The following is a 22,852-nucleotide window of genomic DNA, read 5'->3' as shown; positions in this document are numbered from 1 at the left end:
GGCCAGGATTTCAAGGGCGAGTCGTTTCCTCAATTTTGAAATGCGCACGGGCGGTGGCAATAGGTTCTGCCGGGGTGCTCTGCCAGGCGGTAATTGCCACGTTCGCGACCCGTCGGCCCTGGCGCCAGACCTGGCATTTGGCATAAGTGTCGCGGAACTGGCCTGCACGCAGGTAATCCAGGGAGAAATCGATGATTTTCGGCAAGCCTGGCGCACCGGTAAATACCAGCAGGTGCAACGCCGCCGACAGCTCCATAAAGCCGGCAATCACCCCGCCGTGCAGCGCCGGCAATATGGGGTTACCAATGTTGTCTTTGTTGGCGGGCAGGCGAAACAGCAATTCATCGCCCAGGCGTGTGCATTCAATGCCGATCAGCTTGGCGTAGGGAATCAACTCCAGCAGCGCCTCATAGTTGCCGAGTTCGTGGGCCTGTTCCAGGCGCGTCTTGAATCGATGCGTCATGCCTGTTCTCCCTTGATTGTGCTGCTCAGTCCTTGGGCTCCCTTGAGCCGCTTGCCCATGCGCATGAACGTGCCCACCACATGGGCAATGGGCTGCTGCGGGTCATCCTGATAGGCAACGCCACGGGTAAAGATCACGTCAGTCGTCACCCGGTAACATTGGGCGAAGCCATAAACCGGCTTGTGGGGTTCGGCGGTGTGCATGTAGTCGACGCGCAGGTCGAGGGTCGGGCACACCTCGAACTCTGGCAATACACACAAGGTGGCCATGCCACAGGCGGTGTCCATCAGCGAAGTCAGCGCACCGCCATGGATCACCCCGGTGCGAGGGTCGCCGACGATGGAGGGGCCGTAGGGCAGGACCAAGGTCATACCTTCCAGGTTGGCGGCATGCACGGTAATCCCCAGCACCTGGCAATGGCGCAGGGCCGAAACAAAGCGCGTCGCACGCTCTAACAGTGGGTTTTCGGTCATTCGGTCTAGACTCTTATTAGCGTTAATCCGCGGAGTAGGCAGTGCGGTTGAAAGTTCCTTGGGGTGCGCTGTTTATATATCTGCGCAATAAAAGGAACTAATGCTGAACCCTCAGGCTCGAAAGGCCAGTAGATATCTTCAATAAGGAGAAACACCCAATGCGCAAGACTTTAGCTATTTCCATGATGCTCGCCGCTGCCCTCGGTCTCGCTGCCTGCGACAAAAAATCCGAAGACAAAGCCCAAGACGCTGCCGCGCACTCTGAGCAAGCTCAGAAAGATATGGCGAAGGCTCAGGATAAAGTGAACGACGCTGCGAAAGAAAACGCCGATGCTGCCAAAGCTCAGGCTGAATCGAACGAAGCCGCCGCAAAAGAAGCAGCACCTGCTACTCCAGCCACCGGTTCTTGAGACCGCGGTTTGAAATAGCTTCGCTGCGATAAAGAAAGCCCGCTCAAATAGCGGGCTTTTCTTTGCCTGTGGTTTTTAATTTGAAGCGTTAACTCGCTGATGTGGACTAAGCCGACTCTTTGATCGCCTCGGGCACTGGCGTATCAGTCTGCGTATACACCATCACTTGCAGCACGTCGGAATGAAACTCTCGACGGTAAAGCACGACTACCACTCCCGCGCTCATCAACATGAATAACCATGGGCTGACAAACCACGCCAACATGGTCATGCCGAAGTAATAAGCGCGCAGACCAAAGTTAAACTGGTTGGCGGCCATGGAGATTACCCTTGCCGCCCGCAAGGCAAACGCCTTGCGCTCTTGCTCGGACACATGCCGCTCACCGATCATCGGCGCAGACCCCACCAACACCGCCGCAAAGTTGTACTGGCGCATACACCAGCTGAACGTGAAGAAGGCGTAGACGAACACCAATGCCAGGCACAACAACTTAATTTCCGACATGCCCTGGGACGCCTGCTGCACCATAGGAATGTCCGCTAGCAAGGACACGGCCCGCTCAGAGGCGCCAAGCACGGTGAGAATACCAGCGAGGATAATGAGGGTACTGGAGGCAAAGAACGAAGCATTGCGCTCCAGGTTGCCGATCACGCTGGCGTCGGCAATGCGGTTGTCGCGCAGCAGCATGCGACGCATCCAGTCCTCACGATACAAATGCAGCACACTGGCCAGGCACGCAGTGTCCCGAGCTTTCCAGGTCGCATAACGGGTGTAGCCGCCCCAACACAGAACGAACCAGAGGGCGGCAAGCAGGTGGATTTGATTGGTTTCGACGAACGACATGCGGGTCCTATATCAAGAAAGTTTTTGCAAACGTGGTCAACATTGGGGGAGAGGCTTTGATCCCGAATGCTTGATGACAGTCACTGCATCTGTTGAATGGCACAGTGCCGTCTGAGGCAAGCCCCCTCCTACATCGACCGCGCTCCAACTTTAGAAGGTCGTAGTCTACCAAGCATAAAAAATGCCCCGTATTGATTGATACGGGGCATTTCTGTGCAGCCTTGAAGCGGTGTTACGCGATCGCTTCGCTACGCTTGCCAAGCATACGATCAACCACCACAGCCACGACCAAGGTCATTACCGACGGCACCAACCACGCAAGGCCCTGCTCGCTCAGCGGCAGATGCGCCAGTTGCGACGGCAGCCAGTCGGCAAAGCCCGCGCCCTTCAGCGCATCAATGCAGCCAAATATGAACGACACCAGCATCACCGGGCCAACGATCCGGCCCTGTTCCTGCCAGAAGTCTTTGCAGAAGCTCAGGGCCACCAGCACGATGCACGGCGGGTAGATCGCGGTAAGCACCGGTATCGAAAAGGCAATCAGCTTAGTCAGGCCCAGGTTGGACACGAACAACGAGAACAGCGCCAGGATCACTACCAGGGTCTTGTAGGACAGCGGCAGTATTTTGCTGAAGTACTCGGCGCAAGCGCAGGTCAGGCCAACCGCGGTAACCAGGCATGCCAAGGAAATCAATACCGCCAGGAAACCACTGCCCAGGGAGCCGAAGGTGTGTTGCACGTACGCGTGCAGTACGGCTGCGCCATTAGCCGCACCAGCGGCCACTTCATGACTTCCCGCACCAAGGCGGAACAGGCTGACGTACACCAGCGCAAGACCAACGCCAGCAATCAGGCCAGCGATGATCGCGTAGCGGGTGATCAGCTTGGGCGAATCAACACCACGGGAGCGGATAGCGTTGACGATCACAATTCCGAATACCAGAGCACCAAGGGTGTCCATGGTCAGATAACCATTGATAAAACCTTGGGAGAACGGTGCAGCGACGTATTCCGGAGTGGCGACACCCACCTCACCGGCCGGCAAGGCAAACGCAGCGATGCCGAGGATGGCTAACGCGATGATCTTCAACGGCGCAAGGAAACGACCGACAGTGTCCAGCAGGCGCCCTGGGTACAGGGACACAAAGAACACCACTAGGAAGTAAACGGAGCTATAGAGGAACAGCGCCAACGGGCTTTCACCGGTGAGCGGCGCCAAGCCGACTTCAAAGGACACCGTCGCGGTACGCGGGGTAGCGAACAGCGGCCCTACCGCCAGATACGCAGCCGCCGCAAGCAGGCCACCGGCGATCTTGCCGATCGGGCTGCTCAACGCATCCATACCACCGCCGACCTTGGCGAGGGCAATCACGGTGACCACTGGCAAACCCACTGCGGTGATCAGGAAGCCCAACGCCGCCATCCAGACGTGAGGTCCGGACTGCAAGCCAACGATAGGCGGGAAGATGATGTTACCGGCGCCCACGAACAGGGCAAAGGTCATGAAGCCCAACGCCAGGATATCCTGGCTTTTCAACACTTTCATTTCGGGAAATACCACACTACTGAATCGGAATTTAGAGAGGGATTCCCTGTGGATGAGGGAAATACTGCCGGCCCTGATGGGGCCGACCGGTCTAGCGCGCGGCTTCCTTTTGGGGGCCAGCGCATAAAGAGGCGGGTAGGTTACAGAATCAGGCTGACAAACGCACTGTTGCGGGGCGAACTGTCCGATAAGCGACATCTTGATGTCGCGTTTTCATACTTATGTTGGCAATACAAACAAATGTGTGAGGGCTAGTTGAATCGTCGCACGGCCCCTTACATAGGATCGAGTACATCCAAACGCACAAAGGCCACCCGAAGGTGGCCTTTGCTGGTAAAGCGTCAGCTAAGCGCGAAGCTTACTTGACAGCCCAACCGGTCAGCTCGGACAAAGCCTTGCCGATGTCTGCCAGCGAACGCACAGTTTTAACGCCTGCGTCTTCCAGAGCCGCAAACTTCTCGTCTGCAGTGCCTTTGCCGCCAGAGATGATTGCGCCAGCATGGCCCATGCGCTTGCCCGCAGGGGCAGTCACACCAGCGATGTAGGAAACAACCGGCTTGGTCACGTGTGCCTTGATGTAGGCAGCCGCTTCTTCTTCAGCCGAACCGCCGATCTCACCGATCATCACGATCGCTTCGGTCTTTGGATCTTCCTGGAACAGCTTCAGGATGTCGATGAAGTTCGAACCTGGGATCGGGTCACCGCCGATGCCGACGCAAGTCGACTGACCGAAACCGGCGTCAGTAGTTTGCTTGACAGCTTCGTAGGTCAGGGTGCCGGAACGGGAAACGATACCGACTTTACCTGGCAAGTGAATGTGACCTGGCATGATGCCGATCTTGCATTCGCCTGGGGTGATCACGCCTGGGCAGTTAGGGCCGATCAGGACAACGCCCAGTTCGTCGCACTTAACTTTAGCGTCCAGCATGTCCAGGGTAGGAATGCCTTCGGTGATGCAGACGATCAGCTTGATGCCGCCGAATGCTGCTTCCAGGATGGAGTCCTTGCAGAAAGGAGCTGGAACGTAGATCACGCTGGCGGTGGCGCCAGTGGCAGCTACAGCATCTTTCACGGTGTTGAACACTGGCAGACCCAGGTGCTCAGTGCCGCCTTTACCAGGAGTTACGCCGCCAACCATCTTGGTGCCGTATTCGATGGCTTGCTGGGTGTGGAAACTACCTTGCGAACCGGTAATACCCTGGCAGATAACTTTGGTGTCTTTATTGATCAGGACGCTCATTATTTGCCCTCCGCAGCTTTAACAACTTGTTGAGCAGCGTCGGTCAGGCTGGTAGCCGCGATGATGTTCAAACCGCTTTCTGCCAGTACTTTAGCGCCCAGTTCAGCGTTGTTACCTTCAAGGCGAACAACAACCGGGATTTTAACGCCAACTTCTTTCACTGCACCGATGATGCCTTCGGCAATCATGTCGCAACGAACGATGCCGCCGAAGATGTTAACCAGCACTGCTGCGACGTTGGAGTCGGACAGGATGATCTTGAAGGCTTCGGTAACGCGTTCTTTGGTAGCACCGCCGCCTACGTCGAGGAAGTTGGCTGGTTTGCCGCCATGCAGGTTGACGATGTCCATGGTACCCATGGCCAGGCCAGCACCGTTGACCATGCAACCGATGTTACCTTCCAGGGCTACGTAGTTCAGTTCGAACTTGGCAGCGTGCGCTTCGCGCGGATCGTCTTGCGACGGATCGTGGAAAGTCTTCAGCTTAGGCTGACGGTACATGGCGTTGGCGTCGATGTTGATCTTGGCATCGAGGCAGTGCAGATCGCCATCAGCCTTGATCACCAGCGGGTTCACTTCCAGCAGAGCCAGATCGTGATCCTGGAACAGTTTGGCCAGACCTACGAAGATCTTGGCGAACTGGGCAACTTGCTTGCCTTCCAGACCCAACTGGAAAGCCAGCTCACGACCCTGGAACGGCTGAGCGCCAACCAGTGGATCGATAGTGGCTTTCAGAATTTTTTCTGGGGTTTCTTCGGCGATCTTCTCAATGTCCACGCCACCTTCGGTGGAAGCCATGAACACGATGCGACGGCTCGAACGGTCAACGACAGCGCCCAGGTACAGCTCTTTAGCGATATCAGTGCACGATTCAACCAGGATCTTGGTGACTGGCTGGCCATTGGCATCAGTCTGGTAAGTCACCAGACGCTTGCCCAGCCATTGCTGTGCGAAGGCCTTGGCGTCTTCTTTGCTGCGAACCAGCTTAACGCCGCCCGCTTTACCGCGACCACCAGCGTGGACCTGGGCTTTGACAACCCACTCGGTGCCGCCGATTTTGTCGCAGGCTTCTGCTGCTGCTTCCGGGGTGTCTACTGCGTAGCCCTTGGATACTGGCAGGCCGTATTCAGCGAACAGCTGCTTACCCTGATACTCGTGAAGATTCATGCTTTTTACCGTCTTCGTTAGGTACTGCGCATTCGGCGCTGCGCTCATTATGAGTGCCGCGCCACCTGTGACTGCTGCTTGCGCAACTTGCTGGGCTTTAAGGCCCGTAAAGCTGCGCAAGACTGCGTCCAGCGGATATTCCGCGGTGAGTCTTGCGCGCAAGGCTCACGACGGGCAACTCCGCCGTGGTTTCTTATTATCTCGCTTAGCGCTTCTTGCGGTTGGCGATGTGGATGGCGCCGCCATTCACAGCCAACGCTGCTTCGTGCAACGCTTCGGACAGGGTTGGATGGGAGAAAACCATCATGCCCAGGTCCTCGGCACTGGTGCCGAATTCCATACCGATTGCACCTTGCTGAACCAGTTCTGCAGCGCTCGGGCCAATCACGTGGACGCCCAATACGCGGTCAGTCTTGGCATCAGCGATGACTTTGACAAAACCACCGGTGTCGTTGGCTGCCATGGCACGGCCAGAAGCAGCAAACGGGAAGGTGCCGACGTTAACTTCAACGCCTTCAGCTTTCAACTGCTGTTCGTTTTTGCCGACCCATGCAATTTCCGGGTGGGTGTAGATAACCGATGGGATCAGGTCGTAGTTCATCTGGGTTTTGTGGCCCTTGATGCGCTCTACAACCATGATGCCTTCTTCGGAAGCTTTGTGCGCGAGCATCATGCCGCGAACCACGTCGCCAATGGCGTAGACGCCAGGAACGGTGGTAGCGCAGTGATCGTCAACGTGGATGAAGCCACGCTCATCGATGTTCACGCCACTGTCGGAAGCCAGCAGGTCGGTGGTCACTGGACGGCGACCTACGGCTACGATCAGCTTGTCGAAAGTGATGGTCTGCTCGCCGTCTTTGTCGGTGTAGGTCACAACGACTTCTTCGCCGTTGACCTTCGAACCGGTAACACGTGCGCCCAGCTTGATATCCAGACCTTGTTTGGTCAGGGTTTTCAGCGCTTCTTTGGACACAGCGGTGTCGGCAGCCAGTAGGAACGTGTCCAGGGCTTCCAGTACAGTCACTTCAGAACCCAGGCGGGACCAGACCGAACCCAGTTCCAGGCCGATCACGCCAGCGCCGATCACGCCCAGACGTTTTGGAACTGCTTGGAATTCCAGGGCGCCGGTCGAATCAACGATTACGTTCTGGTCAACTGGAGCTGGTGGAATGTCGATAGGACGCGAACCCGGAGCCAGAATCACGTTCTCGGCTTCGATGACTTCAACCGAGCCGTCTGGCTTGGTGATTTCAACTTTCTTGCCGGCCAACAGTTTGCCGTGGCCTTGCAGGGAAGTGACGCCGTTAGCCTTGAACAGGGTTGCAACGCCGGAAGTCAGGCCTTTAACAATGTTGGCTTTACGGCCGACCATTGCTGGCACGTCCATGGTCACGCCAGCATGGTTGATGCCGTGGATCGCGAAGCCGTCTTGGGCTTCGTGGAATTTCCAGGAGCTGTCCAGCAGCGCCTTGGAAGGAATGCAACCAACGTTCAGGCAAGTACCGCCCAGTGCCAGTTTGCCTTCCTTGTCGGTGTATTTTTCGATGCAAGCAGTCGAGAGGCCCAGTTGTGCGGCCTTGATGGCGGCAACATAGCCTCCAGGACCTGCACCAATCACTACAACGTCAAATTTCTGCGACATGAAAATAGTTCCTCTATTTAGCAGCAAGCTTTCAAGCCACACGCTCCAGGTCAAGCCGCCCTATTTGGCGGCTTGCCCGGAGCCTGCAGCTGCTTCTATCAGATATCCAGCAGCAGACGAGCCGGGTCTTCCAGCAGGTTCTTGATGGTCACCAGGAAAGTCACGGCTTCTTTACCATCGATCAGGCGGTGATCGTAAGACAGTGCCAGGTACATCATTGGGCGGATCACGACTTGGCCGTTGATCGCCATCGGACGCTGGATGATGTTGTGCATGCCCAGGATCGCGGCTTGTGGCGGGTTGACGATCGGGGTCGACATCATCGAACCGAAGGTACCACCGTTGGTGATGGTGAAGGTACCACCGGTCATCTCGTCGATGGTCAGCTTGCCGTCACGGGCTTTCTTGCCGAAGCCGGCGATGCCGCCTTCGATTTCGGCCAGGCTCATCAGCTCGGCGTTACGCAGGACCGGAACCACCAGGCCACGGTCGCTGGACACGGCAACGCCGACGTCTGCATAGCCGTGGTAAACGATGTCGCCGCCGTCGATGGAAGCGTTGACTGCCGGGAAGCGTTTCAGCGCTTCGGTGGCCGCTTTCACGAAGAACGACATGAAGCCCAGGCGCACGCCGTTGTGGGACTTCTCGAACAGATCCTTGTACTTCGAACGCAGGGCCATGACTTCGGTCATGTCGACTTCGTTGAAAGTAGTCAGCATCGCCATGTTCGACTGTGCTTCAACCAGGCGCTTGGCCACGGTGGCACGAACGCGGGTCATCGGAACACGCTTCTCGGTGCGGTCGCCAGCAGCGAACACAGGAGCAGCGGCAGCTGGGGCAGCAGCCTTGGCAGGCGCAGCAGCAGGAGCGTTTTTCTTGGCTTCAACAGCAGCAACCACATCTTCCTTGGTCACACGGCCGTCTTTACCGGTGCCTTTGATGGAAGCCAGGTTGATACCGTTTTCTTCAGCCAGCTGACGCGCAGCCGGTGCAGCGATTGGATCTTCACCACCCGCAGCCGGAGCGGTAGCAGGTGCCGAGGCAGCGGCCGGTGCAGCAGCGGCAGCAGGAGCAGCGGCAGCGCTGCCTTCTTCGATCGAGCCCAGTACCTGGTTCGACAGAACGGTAGCGCCCTCTTCGGCAACGATTGCGCCCAGTACGCCGTCAGCTTCGGCCAACACTTCCAGAACGACTTTGTCGGTCTCGATGTCGACGATCAGGTCGTCACGCTTTACAGCGTCGCCTGGTTTCTTGTGCCAAGTGGCAACGGTGCCATCGGCAACCGATTCCGGGAATGACGGGGCTTTGATTTCGATAGCCATTATCTGTGGGTCCTTAAAATTCGGTTTCAGTCAGCGCGAAGGCGTTAAACAGTGAAAGCATCTTGCAGCAGTTTTTCCTGCTGCTCGGCGTGCATCGACGCATAACCACAAGCAGGTGCAGCAGAAGCATCACGACCGGCGTACTCCAGGCCCAAGGCCTTGTTGTGGTTGCCGATACTGCGACGCAGGTGATGCTGGCTGCTGTACCAAGCGCCTTGGTTCATCGGTTCTTCCTGACACCACACAACATTAGTGAGGTTGGTGTAAGGCGCGATGATCTCCATGAGGTCATCTTCCGGGAACGGGTAAAGCTGTTCGATACGTACGATGGCGATGTCTTCGCGGCCCTCGGCACGACGTTTTTCCAGCAGGTCGTAGTAGACCTTGCCGCTGCACAGGATCAGGCGAGTGACCTTGGCCGCGTCCAGCGTATCGATCTCTGGAATCACGGTCTGGAACGAACCATCCGCCAGATCTTCCAGGGTAGAGATGGCCAATTTGTGACGCAGCAGCGATTTCGGGGTCAGCACTACCAGCGGCTTGCGCAGCGGGCGGATCACCTGACGACGCAGCAAGTGGTAGATCTGCGCCGGAGTAGTCGGCACGCACACCTGGATGTTGTGCTCGGCGCACAGCTGCAGGTAACGCTCCAGACGGGCCGAGGAGTGCTCCGGACCCTGACCTTCATAACCGTGTGGCAGCAGCATGGTCAGACCGCACAGACGGCCCCACTTGTGCTCGCCGCTGGTGATGAACTGGTCGATAACCACCTGAGCACCGTTGGCGAAGTCGCCGAACTGGGCTTCCCAGATCACCAGCGCCTGCGGCGTGGTGGTCGAGTAACCGTATTCGAACGCCAGTACGGCTTCTTCGGACAGGAACGAATCGTACAGGTCGAAACGCGGCTGGCCTTCGTACAGGTTCTGCAACGGGATGTAGGTGCCCGCGTCTTTCTGGTTGTGCAATACCGCGTGACGGTGCGAGAACGTACCACGGCCGATGTCCTGGCCGGTCATGCGGATCGGGTGACCTTCAAACGCCAGGGTCGCGTACGCCATGGTTTCGGCATAGCCCCAGTTGATCGGCAGGCCGCCGGCTTGCATCTTCTGACGGTCTTCGTAGATCTTCGCAACCTGGCGCTGCACCACGAAGCCATCCGGGATTTCCAGCAGCTTGGCGGACAGTTCCTGCAGGGTCTTCAGATCGAACGAGGTGTCGTGACGCGCCGTCCAGGTGTGACCCAGGTACGGACGCCAGTCAACGAACAGCTCTTTGTTCGGCTCTTTGACCAGGCTTTTTACTACGTGCAGACCATTGTCCAGCGCGTTGCGGTATTCATCGATCTTCGCCTGAACACGCGCATCATCAACAATACCGGCCTTCGTCAGGCTTTCGGCATACAGCTCACGTGTGGTGCGCTGCTTGGTGATCTGCTGGTACATCAACGGCTGGGTGCCGCTTGGTTCGTCAGCTTCGTTGTGACCGCGACGGCGGTAGCAAACCAGGTCGATCACCACGTCACGCTTGAACTGCATGCGATAGTCGACGGCCAGTTGGGTCACGAACAGCACAGCTTCCGGATCATCACCATTCACATGGAGGATCGGCGCCTGGATCATCTTGGCAACGTCGGTGGCGTACTCGGTGGAGCGCGCATCCAGTGGGTTGCTGATGGTGAAGCCAACCTGGTTGTTGATGACGATGTGAACGGTACCGCCGGTCTTGAAGCCGCGAGTCTGCGACATCTGGAACGTTTCCAGTACCACGCCCTGACCGGCGAATGCCGCGTCACCGTGGATGGAAATCGGCAGAACCTTTTCACCGGTGGTGTCGTTACGACGATCCTGACGAGCACGGACCGAACCCTCGACCACTGGAGAAACGATTTCCAGGTGGGATGGGTTGAAGGCCATGGCCAGGTGAACTTCGCCGCCTGTGGTCATGACGTTGGACGAGAAGCCCTGGTGATATTTAACGTCACCGGAACCCAGCTCGACCTTCTTCTTGCCTTCGAACTCGTCGAACAGTTCACGCGGGTTCTTGCCGAAGGTGTTGACCAACACGTTCAGGCGACCACGGTGAGCCATGCCGATCACGATTTCCTTGGTACCGTAGGAACCGGAACGCTGGATCAGCTCGTCGAGCATCGGGATCAGGCTTTCGCCGCCTTCCAGGCCAAAACGCTTGGTGCCTGGGTATTTGGTGCCCAGGTATTTTTCCAAACCTTCAGCTGCGGTCACGCGCTCAAGCAGGTGGCTGCGAACGTCGGCGGACAGCACCGGACGGCCACGCACACCTTCCAGGCGATGCTGGAACCAGTGGCGTTGCTCGGAATCGGTGATGTGCGTGAACTCAGCGCCGATGGTGCGGCAATATGTCTGCTGCAACGCTTCGTGAATTTCGCGTAGGCTCGCTTCCTCTTTGCCGATGAACAGGTCGCCGGCACGGAAGGTCGTATCAAGATCGGCATTGGTCAAGCCGTAATGATTGATCGACAGGTCAGCAGGTGCAGGACGCTGCCAGAGCCCCAGCGGGTCAAGCTGGGCCGCCTGGTGGCCACGCATCCGGTAGGCCTGGATCAGTCGCAGTACTTCAACTTGCTTCTTCTCATGCTCACTGCTCACGCTACCGGCGGAAACCGGTTGGGCGCGGCGCTGGTTCTTTGCCAGCAGCACAAACTGATCGCGAATCGTTGCGTGCGATACATCGGTGGCAGCGTTGCCGTCTGAAGACAACGTCTGAAATTTGGTGCGCCATTCTTCTGGCACAGCGTTAGGGTCGTGCAGGTAGAGCTCATAAAGCTCTTCCACATAGGCAGCGTTACCACCTGAAAGATAGCCGCTGTTCCACATGCGCTGCATCACGCTTTCTTGCATGCTTGGTCACCCTCGATTTGGGGACACCACCGGCGGAAACACCGAGTTTGCTTGCAAAAGGCCAAGTGCAGCGACCAAAACAAGCCACTTAGGATCACGCTGATAGTTCGGGTACCAACCCGAATGCCCCTGCTTGTCTCATTTCTTCAAAATAAGAGCCGCGGCTTTGTAAGTCGCTGCTCAAGTTAAAACTACGGCGCCGGTTGAAGCCTGCGCCGCAGCATTTACGGGCACAACGGTCCTGCTTTGTTACAACGTCAGTTACACGCCGCTTTGGAGCAGCATGTTACGGATGTGACCAATGGCCTTAGTCGGGTTCAGGCCTTTGGGACATACGTTGACGCAGTTCATGATCCCGCGGCAGCGGAATACGCTGAACGGGTCATCCAGCGAAGCCAGACGCTCGGATGTCTTGGTGTCACGGCTGTCTGCCAGGAAGCGGTACGCTTGCAGCAGGGCAGCTGGACCCAGGAACTTGTCCGGGTTCCACCAGAAGGACGGGCACGAGGTCGAGCAGCAAGCGCACAGGATGCACTCGTACAGACCGTCGAGCTTTTCACGCTCTTCAGGGGACTGCAGACGCTCGATGGCCGGAGCCGGCGTGTCGTTCTGCAGGAACGGCTTAACTTTCTCGTATTGCTTGTAGAAGATGCTCATATCGACGACCAGGTCACGGATAACCGGCAAACCTGGTAGAGGACGAACGATCAGCTTGTTGCCTTTAACAACGGCGGACAGCGGCGTGATGCACGCCAGGCCGTTTTTGCCGTTGATGTTCATGCCGTCGGAACCGCAAACACCTTCACGGCAAGAGCGACGATAGGAGAAACCCTCGTCCTGCTCTTTGATCAGTGCCAATACATCCAGCACCATCAGGTCTTTACCACCGGTATCGACCTGGAACTCCTGCATGAACGGCGCAGCGTCCTGATCAGGGTTGTAGCGGTAAACACTGACTTTCAACATGGCAGCCACCCTTAGTAAGTCCGAATCTTCGGTTCAAACGTCGGAACCGTCTTCGGCGAGAAGTTCACGGCACGCTTGGTTACGCGCTTGTCACCCGGGAAGTACAGGGTGTGGCACAACCAGTTTTCGTCATCGCGGTCTTCAAAGTCTTCACGAGCGTGAGCACCACGGGATTCTTTACGAACCTCGGCGGCGATCGCAGTCGCTTCAGCCACTTCCAGCAGGTTTTGCAGTTCAAGGGCTTCGATACGAGCGGTGTTGAACGCCTGGCTCTTATCGTTGATCTTGACGTTGGCGATGCGCTTGCGCAGATCGGCCAGCTGGGCAATACCCTTCTGCATGTATTCGCCGGTACGGAATACGCCGAAGTAGTTCTGCATGCAGCTTTGCAGCTCACGACGCAGAGTTGCCACGTCTTCGCCATCAGTGCGCTCGTTCAGAGCGTTCAGGCGGGCCAAGGCAGCCTCGATGTTAGCGTCGGTAGCGTCATCGTATTCGATGCCGTCGGTCAGCGCTTTTTCCAGGTGCAGGCCGGCCGCGCGACCGAATACCACCAAGTCGAGCAGCGAGTTGCCGCCCAGACGGTTGGCACCGTGTACCGATACGCAAGCCACTTCGCCTACTGCGAACAGACCGTGGATGATCTCGTCAACGCCGTCGGCGTTCTGGGTGATCGCCTGGCCATGAATGTTGGTCGGAACACCGCCCATCATGTAGTGGCAGGTTGGAACAACCGGAACCGGAGCAACCACTGGGTCAACGTGGGCAAAGGTCTTGGACAGTTCACAGATACCCGGCAGGCGGCTGTGCAGTACTTCCTCACCCAGGTGATCGAGCTTCAGCAGAACGTGATCGCCATTCGGGCCACAGCCGTTACCGGCGATGATCTCTTTAACCATGGAGCGGGCTACAACGTCACGACCCGCGAGGTCTTTCGCGTTCGGAGCATAACGCTCCATGAAACGCTCGCCGTGCTTGTTGATCAGGTAACCACCTTCACCACGACAACCTTCAGTCACCAGTACACCGGCGCCGGCGATGCCGGTCGGGTGGAACTGCCACATTTCGATGTCTTGCACCGGCACGCCAGCACGCAGTGCCATGCCAACGCCGTCACCGGTATTGATCAGAGCATTAGTGGTCGACGCGTAGATACGGCCTGCACCGCCAGTTGCCAGAACAGTAGCCTTGGCACGGATGTAGGTGGTTTCACCGGTCTCGATGCAGATGGCGATAACACCAACAAATGCACCGTCGGCGTTCTTCACCAGGTCAACCGCGTAGTACTCGTTCAGGAACGTGGTGCCAGCTTTCAGGTTGCCCTGATAAAGGGTGTGCAGCAGCGCATGACCGGTACGGTCGGACGCAGCGCAAGTACGGGCAGCTTGGCCACCTTTACCGTAATCCTTCGACTGACCGCCGAATGGACGCTGGTAGATACGACCTTGCTCGGTACGGGAGAACGGCAGGCCCATGTGGTCCAGCTCGAACACCGCAGCCGGACCTTCCTGGCACATGTATTCGATAGCGTCCTGGTCACCGATGTAGTCGGAACCCTTGACGGTATCGTACATGTGCCAGCGCCAGTCATCGTTCGGATCGGCGGAAGCGATGGCGCAGGTGATGCCACCCTGGGCCGATACGGTGTGGGAGCGAGTCGGGAACACCTTGGTGATCACGGCAGTCTTGTGACCACCCTGGGCCAGCTGCAGCGCTGCGCGCATGCCAGCACCGCCGCCACCAATAATGATGGCGTCGAAGGAAATAGTTGGAATGTTAGCCATGAATCAGATACCCCAAAGAATCTGCACACCCCAGACGAAGTAAGCGAACATCGCAATGCCGCATACTGCCTGGAAGAGGAAACGGACTGCGGTTGCGGACTTGCCCAGCGCCATAGGCGTCAAGTAGTCAGTCGCAATGGTCCACATGCCAACCCAGGCGTGAGCGCCCAGGGCTACAAGGGCCAGCAGGCTGAAGATTCGCATCGCATTGTGGGAAAACAGGCCGTGCCATTGCTCATAGCCGATGCCCGGATTTGCGACGAGGTATCCGATCAGGAAAATGAAATAAGCCGCGAGAACGACCGCAGACACACGTTGTGCCATCCAGTCATAGAGGCCTGAACGCGAAAGGTTCGTAACGCTGGTTACCATATCCAAACTCCTGCCAGAACGATCAGCACCACGGAAATGGCGATGATGATTTTCGAGCCCAGGCGGCCGCCTTCCAGCGTCTCACCGATACCCGCATCCATGATCAAGTGGCGCACACCGGCTACCAGGTGATAAAGCAGAGCGGACAGGAGGCCCCATGCTACGAACTTGGCCAGCGGGCTGGTCAAGCATGCCTTCACCTCGGCGTAACCTTCCTCGGAACCCAGGGATTTGCTCAATGCATAAAGCATGATGCCCAAGCCCAGGAACAGGATGATGCCGGAAACACGGTGCAGGAACGACGTAACGCCGGTGATGGGGAGTTTGATGGTCCTTAGGTCTAGGTTTACAGGTCGTTGGCTATTCACGGCTTTTTTTCACACTGAAGAGCCCCTAACAATCAGGGCAAAGTTGTTGGGGAGTGCACTGGTCAGGTAAGCACCACCCAGGGAGTGCGACCCCCAATGAAAGCAAGCCCAAAAGCCCTTGGCGGTCGGTGGCCGAGTATAGACAGTTAGGTTACTAATGACAACGCGCGCTCCTCACCCTAATAGCGGATTGCGCTGGCGAGATAAAAGGCGTAAATGGCAGTCAATTTCGAGGAAAAAGTACGGTTAAAGCCTTCTGGAGCAAGACTTTAGGCAAATTGACATCTGAATTTATCTCACTATAGTGGTGCGGGCCCTGCGTGGGGGGTCTGTCTGATGATTTGAAGCATAAATAGGAGGCCACATGGCTGACAAAAAAGCGCAGTTGATCATCGAGGGCGCAGCCCCCGTCGAGCTGCCCATTTTAACCGGCACCGTTGGTCCCGATGTTATCGACGTACGGGGCCTGACGGCCACGGGCCGTTTCACTTTCGACCCAGGCTTCATGTCGACCGCCTCTTGCGAGTCGAAGATCACCTATATCGACGGCGACAATGGCATTCTGCTGCATCGGGGCTACCCGATCGAGCAACTGGCTGAAAAGTCGGACTACCTGGAAACCTGCTACCTGCTGCTAAATGGCGAACTGCCAACAGCCGAGCAAAAAGCCCAGTTCGTCAGCACTGTAAAGAACCACACCATGGTTCACGAGCAGTTGAAGACCTTCTTCAACGGCTTCCGTCGCGACGCCCATCCGATGGCCGTCATGTGCGGTGTGGTTGGCGCCCTGTCAGCCTTCTATCACGACTCCCTCGACATCAATAACCCGCAGCATCGCGAAATCTCCGCGATCCGCCTGGTTGCCAAGATGCCGACTCTGGCCGCAATGGTTTACAAGTACTCCATGGGTCAACCCATGATGTACCCGCGCAACGACCTGACGTACGCGGAAAACTTCCTGCACATGATGTTCAACACCCCGTGCGAGATCAAACCGATCAGCCCGGTACTCGCCAAGGCCATGGACCGGATCTTCATCCTCCACGCCGACCACGAGCAAAACGCCTCGACGTCCACCGTACGCCTGGCAGGCTCTTCGGGTGCCAACCCGTTCGCCTGTATCGCCGCCGGTATCGCCGCACTGTGGGGCCCTGCCCACGGCGGTGCGAACGAAGCCGTATTGACCATGCTCGATGAAATCGGCGATGTGTCCAACATCGACAAGTTCATCGCCAAGGCCAAAGACAAGAACGATCCGTTCAAGTTGATGGGCTTCGGTCACCGGGTCTACAAGAACCGCGACCCGCGCGCGACCGTGATGAAGCAGACCTGCGACGAAGTATTGAAGGAACTGGGCATCAAGAACGATCCGCAACTCGAACTGGCCATGCGCCTGGAAGAGATCGCCCTGACCGACCCATACTTCATCGAACGCTCGCTGTACCCGAACGTCGACTTCTACTCGGGGATCATCCTCAAGGCGATCGGCATTCCAACCAGCATGTTCACCGTAATCTTCGCCCTGGCCCGCACCGTGGGCTGGATCTCCCACTGGAAAGAAATGCTCTCCAGCCCGTACAAGATTGGCCGTCCGCGCCAGCTGTACACCGGCTACGAGTCGCGTGACATCTCCAAGCTGGAAGATCGCAAGTAAGCACCTTTTAGCAGCACCGAAAACGGCCTCCCTCAGTGGAGGCCGTTTTTATTTGTGTCGACTGATCTACCACCATCAGGGGCAAGCCACCTCCCACATTGAAGTGCATTCCAAATGATGCACTCGGTTAACTGCAGGAGGGGACTTGCCCCCGATGGCATTGGCACAAGCCCCTCATAAGCTTCAGGCAAAAAAAATGCCCCGGCCTTTCGACCGGGGCATTTCCTTATCCAGCTTCAACCTTAGTGGTTAACCGCCCCACTCGCCCCCAGGCCAGTCTGCGAACGCACAAACTGCGGGAAGTACAGCGCACGCTCTTTCTCTGCCGCCGCCGACTTGTCGGTGATGGAGAAGAACCAGATACCCACAAACGCGATGATCATCGAGAACAGCGCTGGGTATTCGTACGGGAAGATGGCTTTTTCATGATGCAGGATCGAGACCCAGATGGTCGGACCCAGCACCATCAGGCCAACGGCGCTGACCAAGCCCAACCAGCCACCGATCATGGCGCCACGGGTGGTGAGGTTTTTCCAGTACATGGAAAGCAGCAACACCGGGAAGTTACAGCTGGCCGCAATCGAGAACGCCAGGCCGACCATGAACGCAATGTTCTGGCTTTCGAACAGGATGCCCAGGCCGATCGCCAACACTGCGAGGGCGATGGTGGTGATCTTCGACACGCGAATCTCATCCTTTTCGTTGGCCTTGCCTTTCTTGATCACGCTGGCGTACAGGTCATGGGAAACCGCCGAAGCACCGGCCAGGGTCAAGCCGGCCACTACCGCGAGGATGGTGGCGAAGGCCACGGCCGAGATAAAGCCCAGGAAGATACTGCCGCCCACCGCGTTAGCCAGGTGCACCGCCGCCATGTTGTTACCGCCCAACAGAGCGCCTGCAGCATCCTTGAATGCCGGGTTAGTGCTGACCAGCAGGATCGCGCCGAAGCCGATGATAAAGGTCAGGATATAGAAGTAGCCGATGAAGCCAGTGGCATACAGCACGCTCTTACGCGCTTCCTTGGCGTCGCTTACGGTGAAGAAGCGCATCAGGATGTGTGGCAGGCCGGCGGTACCGAACATCAGTGCCAAGCCAAGGGAGAACGCGGAGATCGGGTCCTTCACTAGGCCGCCGGGGCTCATGATCGCTTCACCTTTAGGGTGAACCTTGATTGCCTCGGAGAACAGCATGTTGAAGTCGAAGTTGACGTGCTTCATCACCATCAGCGCCATGAACGAGGCACCGGACAGCAGCAGCACTGCCTTGATGATCTGTACCCAAGTCGTCGCCAACATACCGCCGAACAGTACGTACATGCACATCAGGATGCCGACCAGGATCACCGCGACGTGGTAGTCCAGACCGAACAGCAGTTGGATCAGCTTGCCCGCACCCACCATCTGAGCGATCAGGTAAAACGCCACCACCACCAGGGAGCCACAGGCCGACAGGCTGCGGATCTGGGTTTGGCCGAGGCGGTAGGACGCTACGTCAGCAAAGGTGTACTTGCCCAGGTTACGCAGGCGCTCGGCGATCAGGAACAGAATGATCGGCCAGCCCACCAGGAAGCCGATCGAGTAGATCAGGCCATCGTAGCCAGAGGTGAACACCAGCGCGGAAATACCCAGGAAGGACGCGGCCGACATATAGTCGCCGGCAATCGCCAAGCCATTCTGGAAACCGGTGATCTTGCCGCCGGCCGCGTAATAGTCGGCCGCCGAGTTGTTACGCTTGGACGCCCAGTAGGTGATGCACAACGTCGCGCCGACAAAGGCCACGAACATCAGGATCGCTGCGATATTCAGCGGTTGTTTGTGCACTTCACCAGTCAATGCATCCGCCGCCCACACAGCGGGCGCGAAGACCGAAGCGCCGAATACAGCCAATAGACGACGGATCATTGCGCAGCCTCCTTGAGAATCGCATTGTTCAGGTCGTCGAATTCGCCGTTGGCGCGTCGTACGTAGATGCCGGTGAGGACAAAGGCCGAGACAATCAGCCCGACCCCAATGGGGATACCCCACGTAATAGATGAACCAGGGCTCAGTTTGGCCCCTAGCACTTGTGGCCCGTAGGCGATCAACAGGATGAATCCGGAGTAAAGCCCTAGCATGATCGCCGAGAGAATCCAGGCGAACCTTTCCCTTTTTCTCACCAGCTCCTTGAAACGAGGGCTGTTTTGAATCGAGAGGTAAATGCTGTCGTTCATTGTTTTTATCCTCGCAGCACAGCTTTTTTATTATTGGAACATAGCCACTGTATGCGGCTGCGGAACAGGTTCCAGACGACCTTAGTATTAGAGGAAGTGTAGCGAGGGATTGGGAGGGCAAAGAAACATTTGCGGATGACGAAAATAATGTGGGAGAGGGCTCGCTCCCGATCGCGGTGAGCCAGTCAGATCATTGACGACTGACACACCGCAATCGGGAGCAAGCCCCCTCCCACAGGGGTTGTATCAAGGCATTGGGGGGGGTTATTTACCGGTCCACTCGGCTACACGCTCAGGGTGCTTGGCGACCCAGTCCTTGGCCGCTGCATCAGGCTTGGCACCTTCTTGGATAGCTAACATGACTTCGCCGATTTCGTCCTTGGAGGCCCACTGGAATTTCTTCAGGAAGGCCGCGACTTCCGGCGCTTTCTTCTCCAGGCCCTTGCTGCCGATGCTGTTGACGGTTTCAGCAGCACCATAAATCCCTTTTGGATCTTCCAGGAAACGCAGTTTCCACTTGGCGAACATCCAGTGTGGCACCCAACCGGTGACCGCAATGGATTCCTGTTTGTCTTCGGCACGGGTCAGTTCGGCGATCATTGCTGCGCCCGAGCTGGCCTGCAGTTTGTAGTCCAGACCGTAGGCCTTGATCGCTTCGTCGGTCTTGAGCATCACGCCTGAACCGGCGTCGATACCAACGATTTTGTTCTTGAAGGTGGTGTCGGTCTTGAGGTCTTCGATGGACTTGGCCTTGACGTACTCCGGCACGATCAGGCCGATTTTCGCATCCTTGAAGTTGGGGCCGTAATCGACCACCTTGTCCTTGTTCTTGGTCCAGTATTCACCGTGAGTCACGGGCAGCCAGGCGGAAAGCATGGCATCGAGTTTGCCGGTCGCCACGCCCTGCCACATGATGCCGGTGGCAACCGCCTGCAGTTTCACGTCATAACCGAGCTTTTGTTTGATCACTTCTGCCGCCACGTGGGTGGTGGCAACGCTGTCCGACCAACCATCAACGTAGCCGATGCTCAGGGTTTTGCTGTCGGCGCTGGCCAGTGTGGAGCTCATCGCAACTACCAGAGTGGCAGCTGCGCCCAAGAGTCGTCGCATCTTCATCGTACTTCCCCGAAAGTGCTGCGCCCGACGGATGCCGAGCGACGTCAACCTGTTGTTATGTAGTGCACCGCGCCCCGTTCACGCGCATCGATCCGGTGGCTGCGACATCAGTTGAGTACTGACACCCTGATCATCAACCCGCAGAAGCCGTCGACCTGCTCTGTCAGCGACCTTATGCAAGCAAGAAACGACATCACATCGCCAGCAGGACGTTTCCTGGAACATGGCGTCAATATTCCGCCCGAACTTTGCATGTCAAAATTATGCAGCCCCACTGGGAGAGGGCAAATCCGGGTAAGATGCGCGCCTTTGCTCCCCCAGATAAGCCGACCATGCCCGCGACCGCCCGCTTCCCTGCCCTGCCCTATTTCTTCGCCCTGATCCTCGGCCTGCTGGCCCTGGTAGGCTATTGGTATGGCCTCGGCCGTCCGGTGGTGTTGCCGGATGTCGCCAGTGCCAGCCATAAACTGCAATGCGCGTCCTACACGCCGTTCGACAAAGACCAATCCCCGTTCGACCAGCCGTTCAAACTACGCCCCGAGCGGATGGACGCTGACCTGGCCCTACTGGCCACCCGATTCGAATGCATCCGCACTTACTCCATGACCGGCCTGGAAGCCCTGCCAGGCATGGCGCGCAAACATGGCCTCAAGGTGATGGCCGGCGCTTGGGTCAGCAGTGATCCGGTGGCCACCGAAAAAGAAATCGACGAGTTGATCGCAGCGGCAAACGCCAACCCGGACGTGGTGACCTCGGTAATCGTCGGCAACGAAGCGCTGTTGCGCAAGGAAGTCACCGCCGCGCAGTTGGTGAAGCTGATCCAGACAGTCAAAAGCCAGATCAAACAACCGGTGACTTACGCCGATGTCTGGGAGTTCTGGCTGCAACACCCGGAAATCGCCCCGGCGGTGGATTTCCTGACCATTCACCTACTGCCCTACTGGGAAGATGATCCTTCGAGCATCGACCAGGCCCTCAAGCACGTGGGCGATGTGCGTCAGACCTTCGGCAACAAGTTCGCGCCCAAGGACGTGCTGATCGGCGAAACCGGCTGGCCCAGCGAGGGTCGCCAGCGTGAAACAGCCGTGCCGAGCCGAGTCAATGAAGCCAAGTTCATGCGTGGTTTTGTGGCGATGGCCGAAGCCAATGGCTGGCGCTACAACCTGATCGAAGCGTTTGACCAGCCGTGGAAACGTGCCAGCGAAGGTGCGGTAGGCGGCTACTGGGGCTTGTTCGATGCTGATCGCCAGGAAAAGGGCATCCTCGCCGGGCCGGTGACTAACGTGCCGTACTGGCCGCTGTGGTTGGGGGTGGGTGGTGTCATCCTGCTCGGGACGTTGGTGCTCGGTGGTCGCGTTCGCAGCAGTCGCGCCGCCATGGCCCTGCCGCTGCTCGGCGCAGTGGCGGCCTGCTCTATCGGAACCTGGGCCGAACTGACCCGCGTGACTGCGCGATTTAATGATGAGTGGGTGTGGGCGGCGTTGTTGATGACGCTCAACTTGCTGGTATTGGCTCATGCAGCACTGGCATTGAGCACTCGGGAAGGTTGGCGCGAGCGGGCCTTCAATTGGCTGGAACAGCGTGCGGGCTGGCTGGTGGCAATCGCCGGCTTTGCCGGTGCGGTGATGATGCTGGCACTGGTGTTTGACCCACGCTACCGCAGTTTCCCGAGTGCGGCACTGCTGCTGCCGGCGTTGGTATATCTGGTTCGCCCGGTAACCGGGCCGCGTCGTGAGATTGCCTTGCTGACCTTTATCATCGGTGCCGGCATTGCGCCGCAGTTGTACCGTGAAGGATTGCTGAACCAGCAGGCGTGGGGTTGGGCGGTGGTCAGTGGGTTGATGGTTGTGGCTTTGTGGCGGTGCTTGCGGATGCGCAAGGCGTAACACCGCTATCGGGGGCAAGCCCCCTCCCACATGAGAACGCGTTCCAAAGGTGGGAGGGGGCTTGCCCCCGATTGGCCTTATCAGGCGCCCCGCGGCTGCCTGACCAACCGCAACCCCGCAATCACCACCGCAAACACCGCAAACGTGGTGTTGTACAGCGCCAGGGCCGGGAACCCGAACACCAGCCCCAGCACTGCCAATCCCCAGCCCACGCGACCCGGCACGAAAAACGCCAGCACCGAGGTCACCAGTGCGGCCCAGCCCAGCACCTTAAAGTGAATCATCAAGCCCAGGTTCGAACGCACCTGGCATTCCCAGCGGCTGGCCTCGTCGGCACAGATGCCGACCCACTGGCCATCTTCCATAAAGCCGTAACGTGCGCCATAACTGGCAGCCAGCCATAACGGCAGGGCAATAAGCAGCAGAATCAAGGGCAAGCGGCGGGACATGGAGCACTCCGATAGGCAAAAACGGCGCTCAGCTTAATGCGCCAGCGGTCGTTAGCAAGGTGCATA

20 protein-coding genes are annotated in these 22,852 nt (G+C 57.7%); 3 read left to right on the top strand and 17 right to left on the bottom strand.

All coding sequences use genetic code 11. The features are described 5' to 3' along the window. Positions 1-10 precede the first annotated feature (10 nt). On the bottom strand, positions 11-463 hold the full coding sequence (locus LRO94_RS09600) for a PaaI family thioesterase (protein WP_032889171.1): 453 nt from the start codon (positions 461-463) through the stop codon (positions 11-13). Continuing rightward, a complete protein-coding gene (locus LRO94_RS09595) occupies positions 460-936 on the bottom strand; it encodes a PaaI family thioesterase (RefSeq protein WP_099601485.1) in 477 nt (158 codons plus the stop codon). Before LRO94_RS09595 ends, LRO94_RS09600 begins: the two co-directional genes overlap by 4 nt. Before the next feature lie 158 nt (positions 937-1,094). On the opposite strand from LRO94_RS09595, the gene LRO94_RS09590 reads away from it, so the two are divergent. Next, a complete protein-coding gene (locus LRO94_RS09590) occupies positions 1,095-1,346 on the top strand; it encodes a hypothetical protein (protein ID WP_010211724.1) in 252 nt (83 codons plus the stop codon). A gap of 106 nt (positions 1,347-1,452) precedes the next feature. Here the strand turns inward: LRO94_RS09590 and LRO94_RS09585 are convergent, their stop codons facing one another. The 11 genes from LRO94_RS09585 to sdhC form a co-directional block, all read right to left on the bottom strand. After that, positions 1,453-2,190 (bottom strand): DUF599 domain-containing protein, encoded by a 738-nt coding sequence (locus tag LRO94_RS09585; RefSeq protein WP_032889167.1) that lies wholly within the window; start codon positions 2,188-2,190, stop codon positions 1,453-1,455. 232 nt (positions 2,191-2,422) lie between these two features. Next, positions 2,423-3,736, bottom strand: coding sequence for a branched-chain amino acid transport system II carrier protein (gene brnQ, locus LRO94_RS09580; protein ID WP_032889165.1), 1,314 nt, complete (start codon positions 3,734-3,736; stop codon positions 2,423-2,425). A 358-nt stretch (positions 3,737-4,094) separates the two neighbouring features. After that, complete coding sequence (sucD, locus tag LRO94_RS09575) at positions 4,095-4,976, bottom strand: succinate--CoA ligase subunit alpha (RefSeq protein ID WP_003210566.1); 882 nt, start codon at positions 4,974-4,976, stop codon at positions 4,095-4,097. Further along, positions 4,976-6,142, bottom strand: a complete 1,167-nt coding sequence (gene sucC, locus LRO94_RS09570; RefSeq protein ID WP_003210567.1) for an ADP-forming succinate--CoA ligase subunit beta — start codon at positions 6,140-6,142, stop codon at positions 4,976-4,978. Before sucC ends, sucD begins: the two co-directional genes overlap by 1 nt. Before the next feature lie 205 nt (positions 6,143-6,347). Next, positions 6,348-7,784 carry a dihydrolipoyl dehydrogenase gene (gene lpdA, locus LRO94_RS09565; RefSeq protein WP_032889163.1) on the bottom strand — a complete coding sequence of 479 codons (1,437 nt, stop codon included), beginning with the start codon at positions 7,782-7,784 and terminating at the stop codon, positions 6,348-6,350. 98 nt (positions 7,785-7,882) lie between these two features. Continuing rightward, positions 7,883-9,106 carry a 2-oxoglutarate dehydrogenase complex dihydrolipoyllysine-residue succinyltransferase gene (gene odhB / locus LRO94_RS09560; RefSeq protein ID WP_179179313.1) on the bottom strand — a complete coding sequence of 408 codons (1,224 nt, stop codon included), beginning with the start codon at positions 9,104-9,106 and terminating at the stop codon, positions 7,883-7,885. Between the two features lie 44 nt (positions 9,107-9,150). Then, on the bottom strand, positions 9,151-11,982 hold the full coding sequence (locus LRO94_RS09555) for a 2-oxoglutarate dehydrogenase E1 component (protein ID WP_032889159.1): 2,832 nt from the start codon (positions 11,980-11,982) through the stop codon (positions 9,151-9,153). Between the two features lie 261 nt (positions 11,983-12,243). After that, a complete protein-coding gene (locus LRO94_RS09550) occupies positions 12,244-12,948 on the bottom strand; it encodes a succinate dehydrogenase iron-sulfur subunit (RefSeq protein ID WP_003172807.1) in 705 nt (234 codons plus the stop codon). Between the two features lie 11 nt (positions 12,949-12,959). After that, positions 12,960-14,732 carry a succinate dehydrogenase flavoprotein subunit gene (gene sdhA / locus LRO94_RS09545; RefSeq protein WP_032889157.1) on the bottom strand — a complete coding sequence of 591 codons (1,773 nt, stop codon included), beginning with the start codon at positions 14,730-14,732 and terminating at the stop codon, positions 12,960-12,962. Positions 14,733-14,735: 3 nt separating this feature from the next. Further along, positions 14,736-15,104, bottom strand: a complete 369-nt coding sequence (gene sdhD, locus LRO94_RS09540; protein WP_032889156.1) for a succinate dehydrogenase, hydrophobic membrane anchor protein — start codon at positions 15,102-15,104, stop codon at positions 14,736-14,738. Next, positions 15,098-15,472 (bottom strand): succinate dehydrogenase, cytochrome b556 subunit, encoded by a 375-nt coding sequence (gene sdhC, locus LRO94_RS09535; RefSeq protein WP_016979564.1) that lies wholly within the window; start codon positions 15,470-15,472, stop codon positions 15,098-15,100. The genes sdhD and sdhC overlap by 7 nt, the downstream gene beginning before the upstream one ends. Before the next feature lie 364 nt (positions 15,473-15,836). On the opposite strand from sdhC, the gene gltA reads away from it, so the two are divergent. Next, positions 15,837-17,126 (top strand): citrate synthase, encoded by a 1,290-nt coding sequence (gene gltA / locus LRO94_RS09530; protein WP_032889154.1) that lies wholly within the window; start codon positions 15,837-15,839, stop codon positions 17,124-17,126. Positions 17,127-17,368: 242 nt separating this feature from the next. On the opposite strand, the gene LRO94_RS09525 is transcribed toward gltA, so the two are convergent. The 3 genes from LRO94_RS09525 to LRO94_RS09515 form a co-directional block, all read right to left on the bottom strand. Then, positions 17,369-19,027 carry a cation acetate symporter gene (locus LRO94_RS09525; RefSeq protein ID WP_032889152.1) on the bottom strand — a complete coding sequence of 553 codons (1,659 nt, stop codon included), beginning with the start codon at positions 19,025-19,027 and terminating at the stop codon, positions 17,369-17,371. Beyond that, on the bottom strand, positions 19,024-19,335 hold the full coding sequence (locus tag LRO94_RS09520) for a DUF485 domain-containing protein (protein WP_027607054.1): 312 nt from the start codon (positions 19,333-19,335) through the stop codon (positions 19,024-19,026). The genes LRO94_RS09525 and LRO94_RS09520 overlap by 4 nt, the downstream gene beginning before the upstream one ends. A gap of 264 nt (positions 19,336-19,599) precedes the next feature. Next, complete coding sequence (locus LRO94_RS09515) at positions 19,600-20,451, bottom strand: glycine betaine ABC transporter substrate-binding protein (RefSeq protein ID WP_032889150.1); 852 nt, start codon at positions 20,449-20,451, stop codon at positions 19,600-19,602. A gap of 332 nt (positions 20,452-20,783) precedes the next feature. Between LRO94_RS09515 and LRO94_RS09510 the strand changes: the two genes are divergently transcribed. Further along, positions 20,784-22,337: a glycoside hydrolase family 17 protein gene (locus LRO94_RS09510; RefSeq protein WP_095184253.1), complete on the top strand. Its 1,554-nt coding sequence runs from the start codon at positions 20,784-20,786 to the stop codon at positions 22,335-22,337. 80 nt (positions 22,338-22,417) lie between these two features. Here the strand turns inward: LRO94_RS09510 and LRO94_RS09505 are convergent, their stop codons facing one another. Beyond that, complete coding sequence (locus LRO94_RS09505) at positions 22,418-22,786, bottom strand: hypothetical protein (protein ID WP_095184252.1); 369 nt, start codon at positions 22,784-22,786, stop codon at positions 22,418-22,420. Positions 22,787-22,852 lie beyond the last annotated feature (66 nt).

Source organism: Pseudomonas sivasensis (genome assembly GCF_021391435.1).
Classification (GTDB): domain Bacteria; phylum Pseudomonadota; class Gammaproteobacteria; order Pseudomonadales; family Pseudomonadaceae; genus Aquipseudomonas; species Aquipseudomonas sivasensis.
Note: the sequence above shows the minus strand (reverse complement) of the source record. Positions and strands in the feature narration are given on the sequence as shown.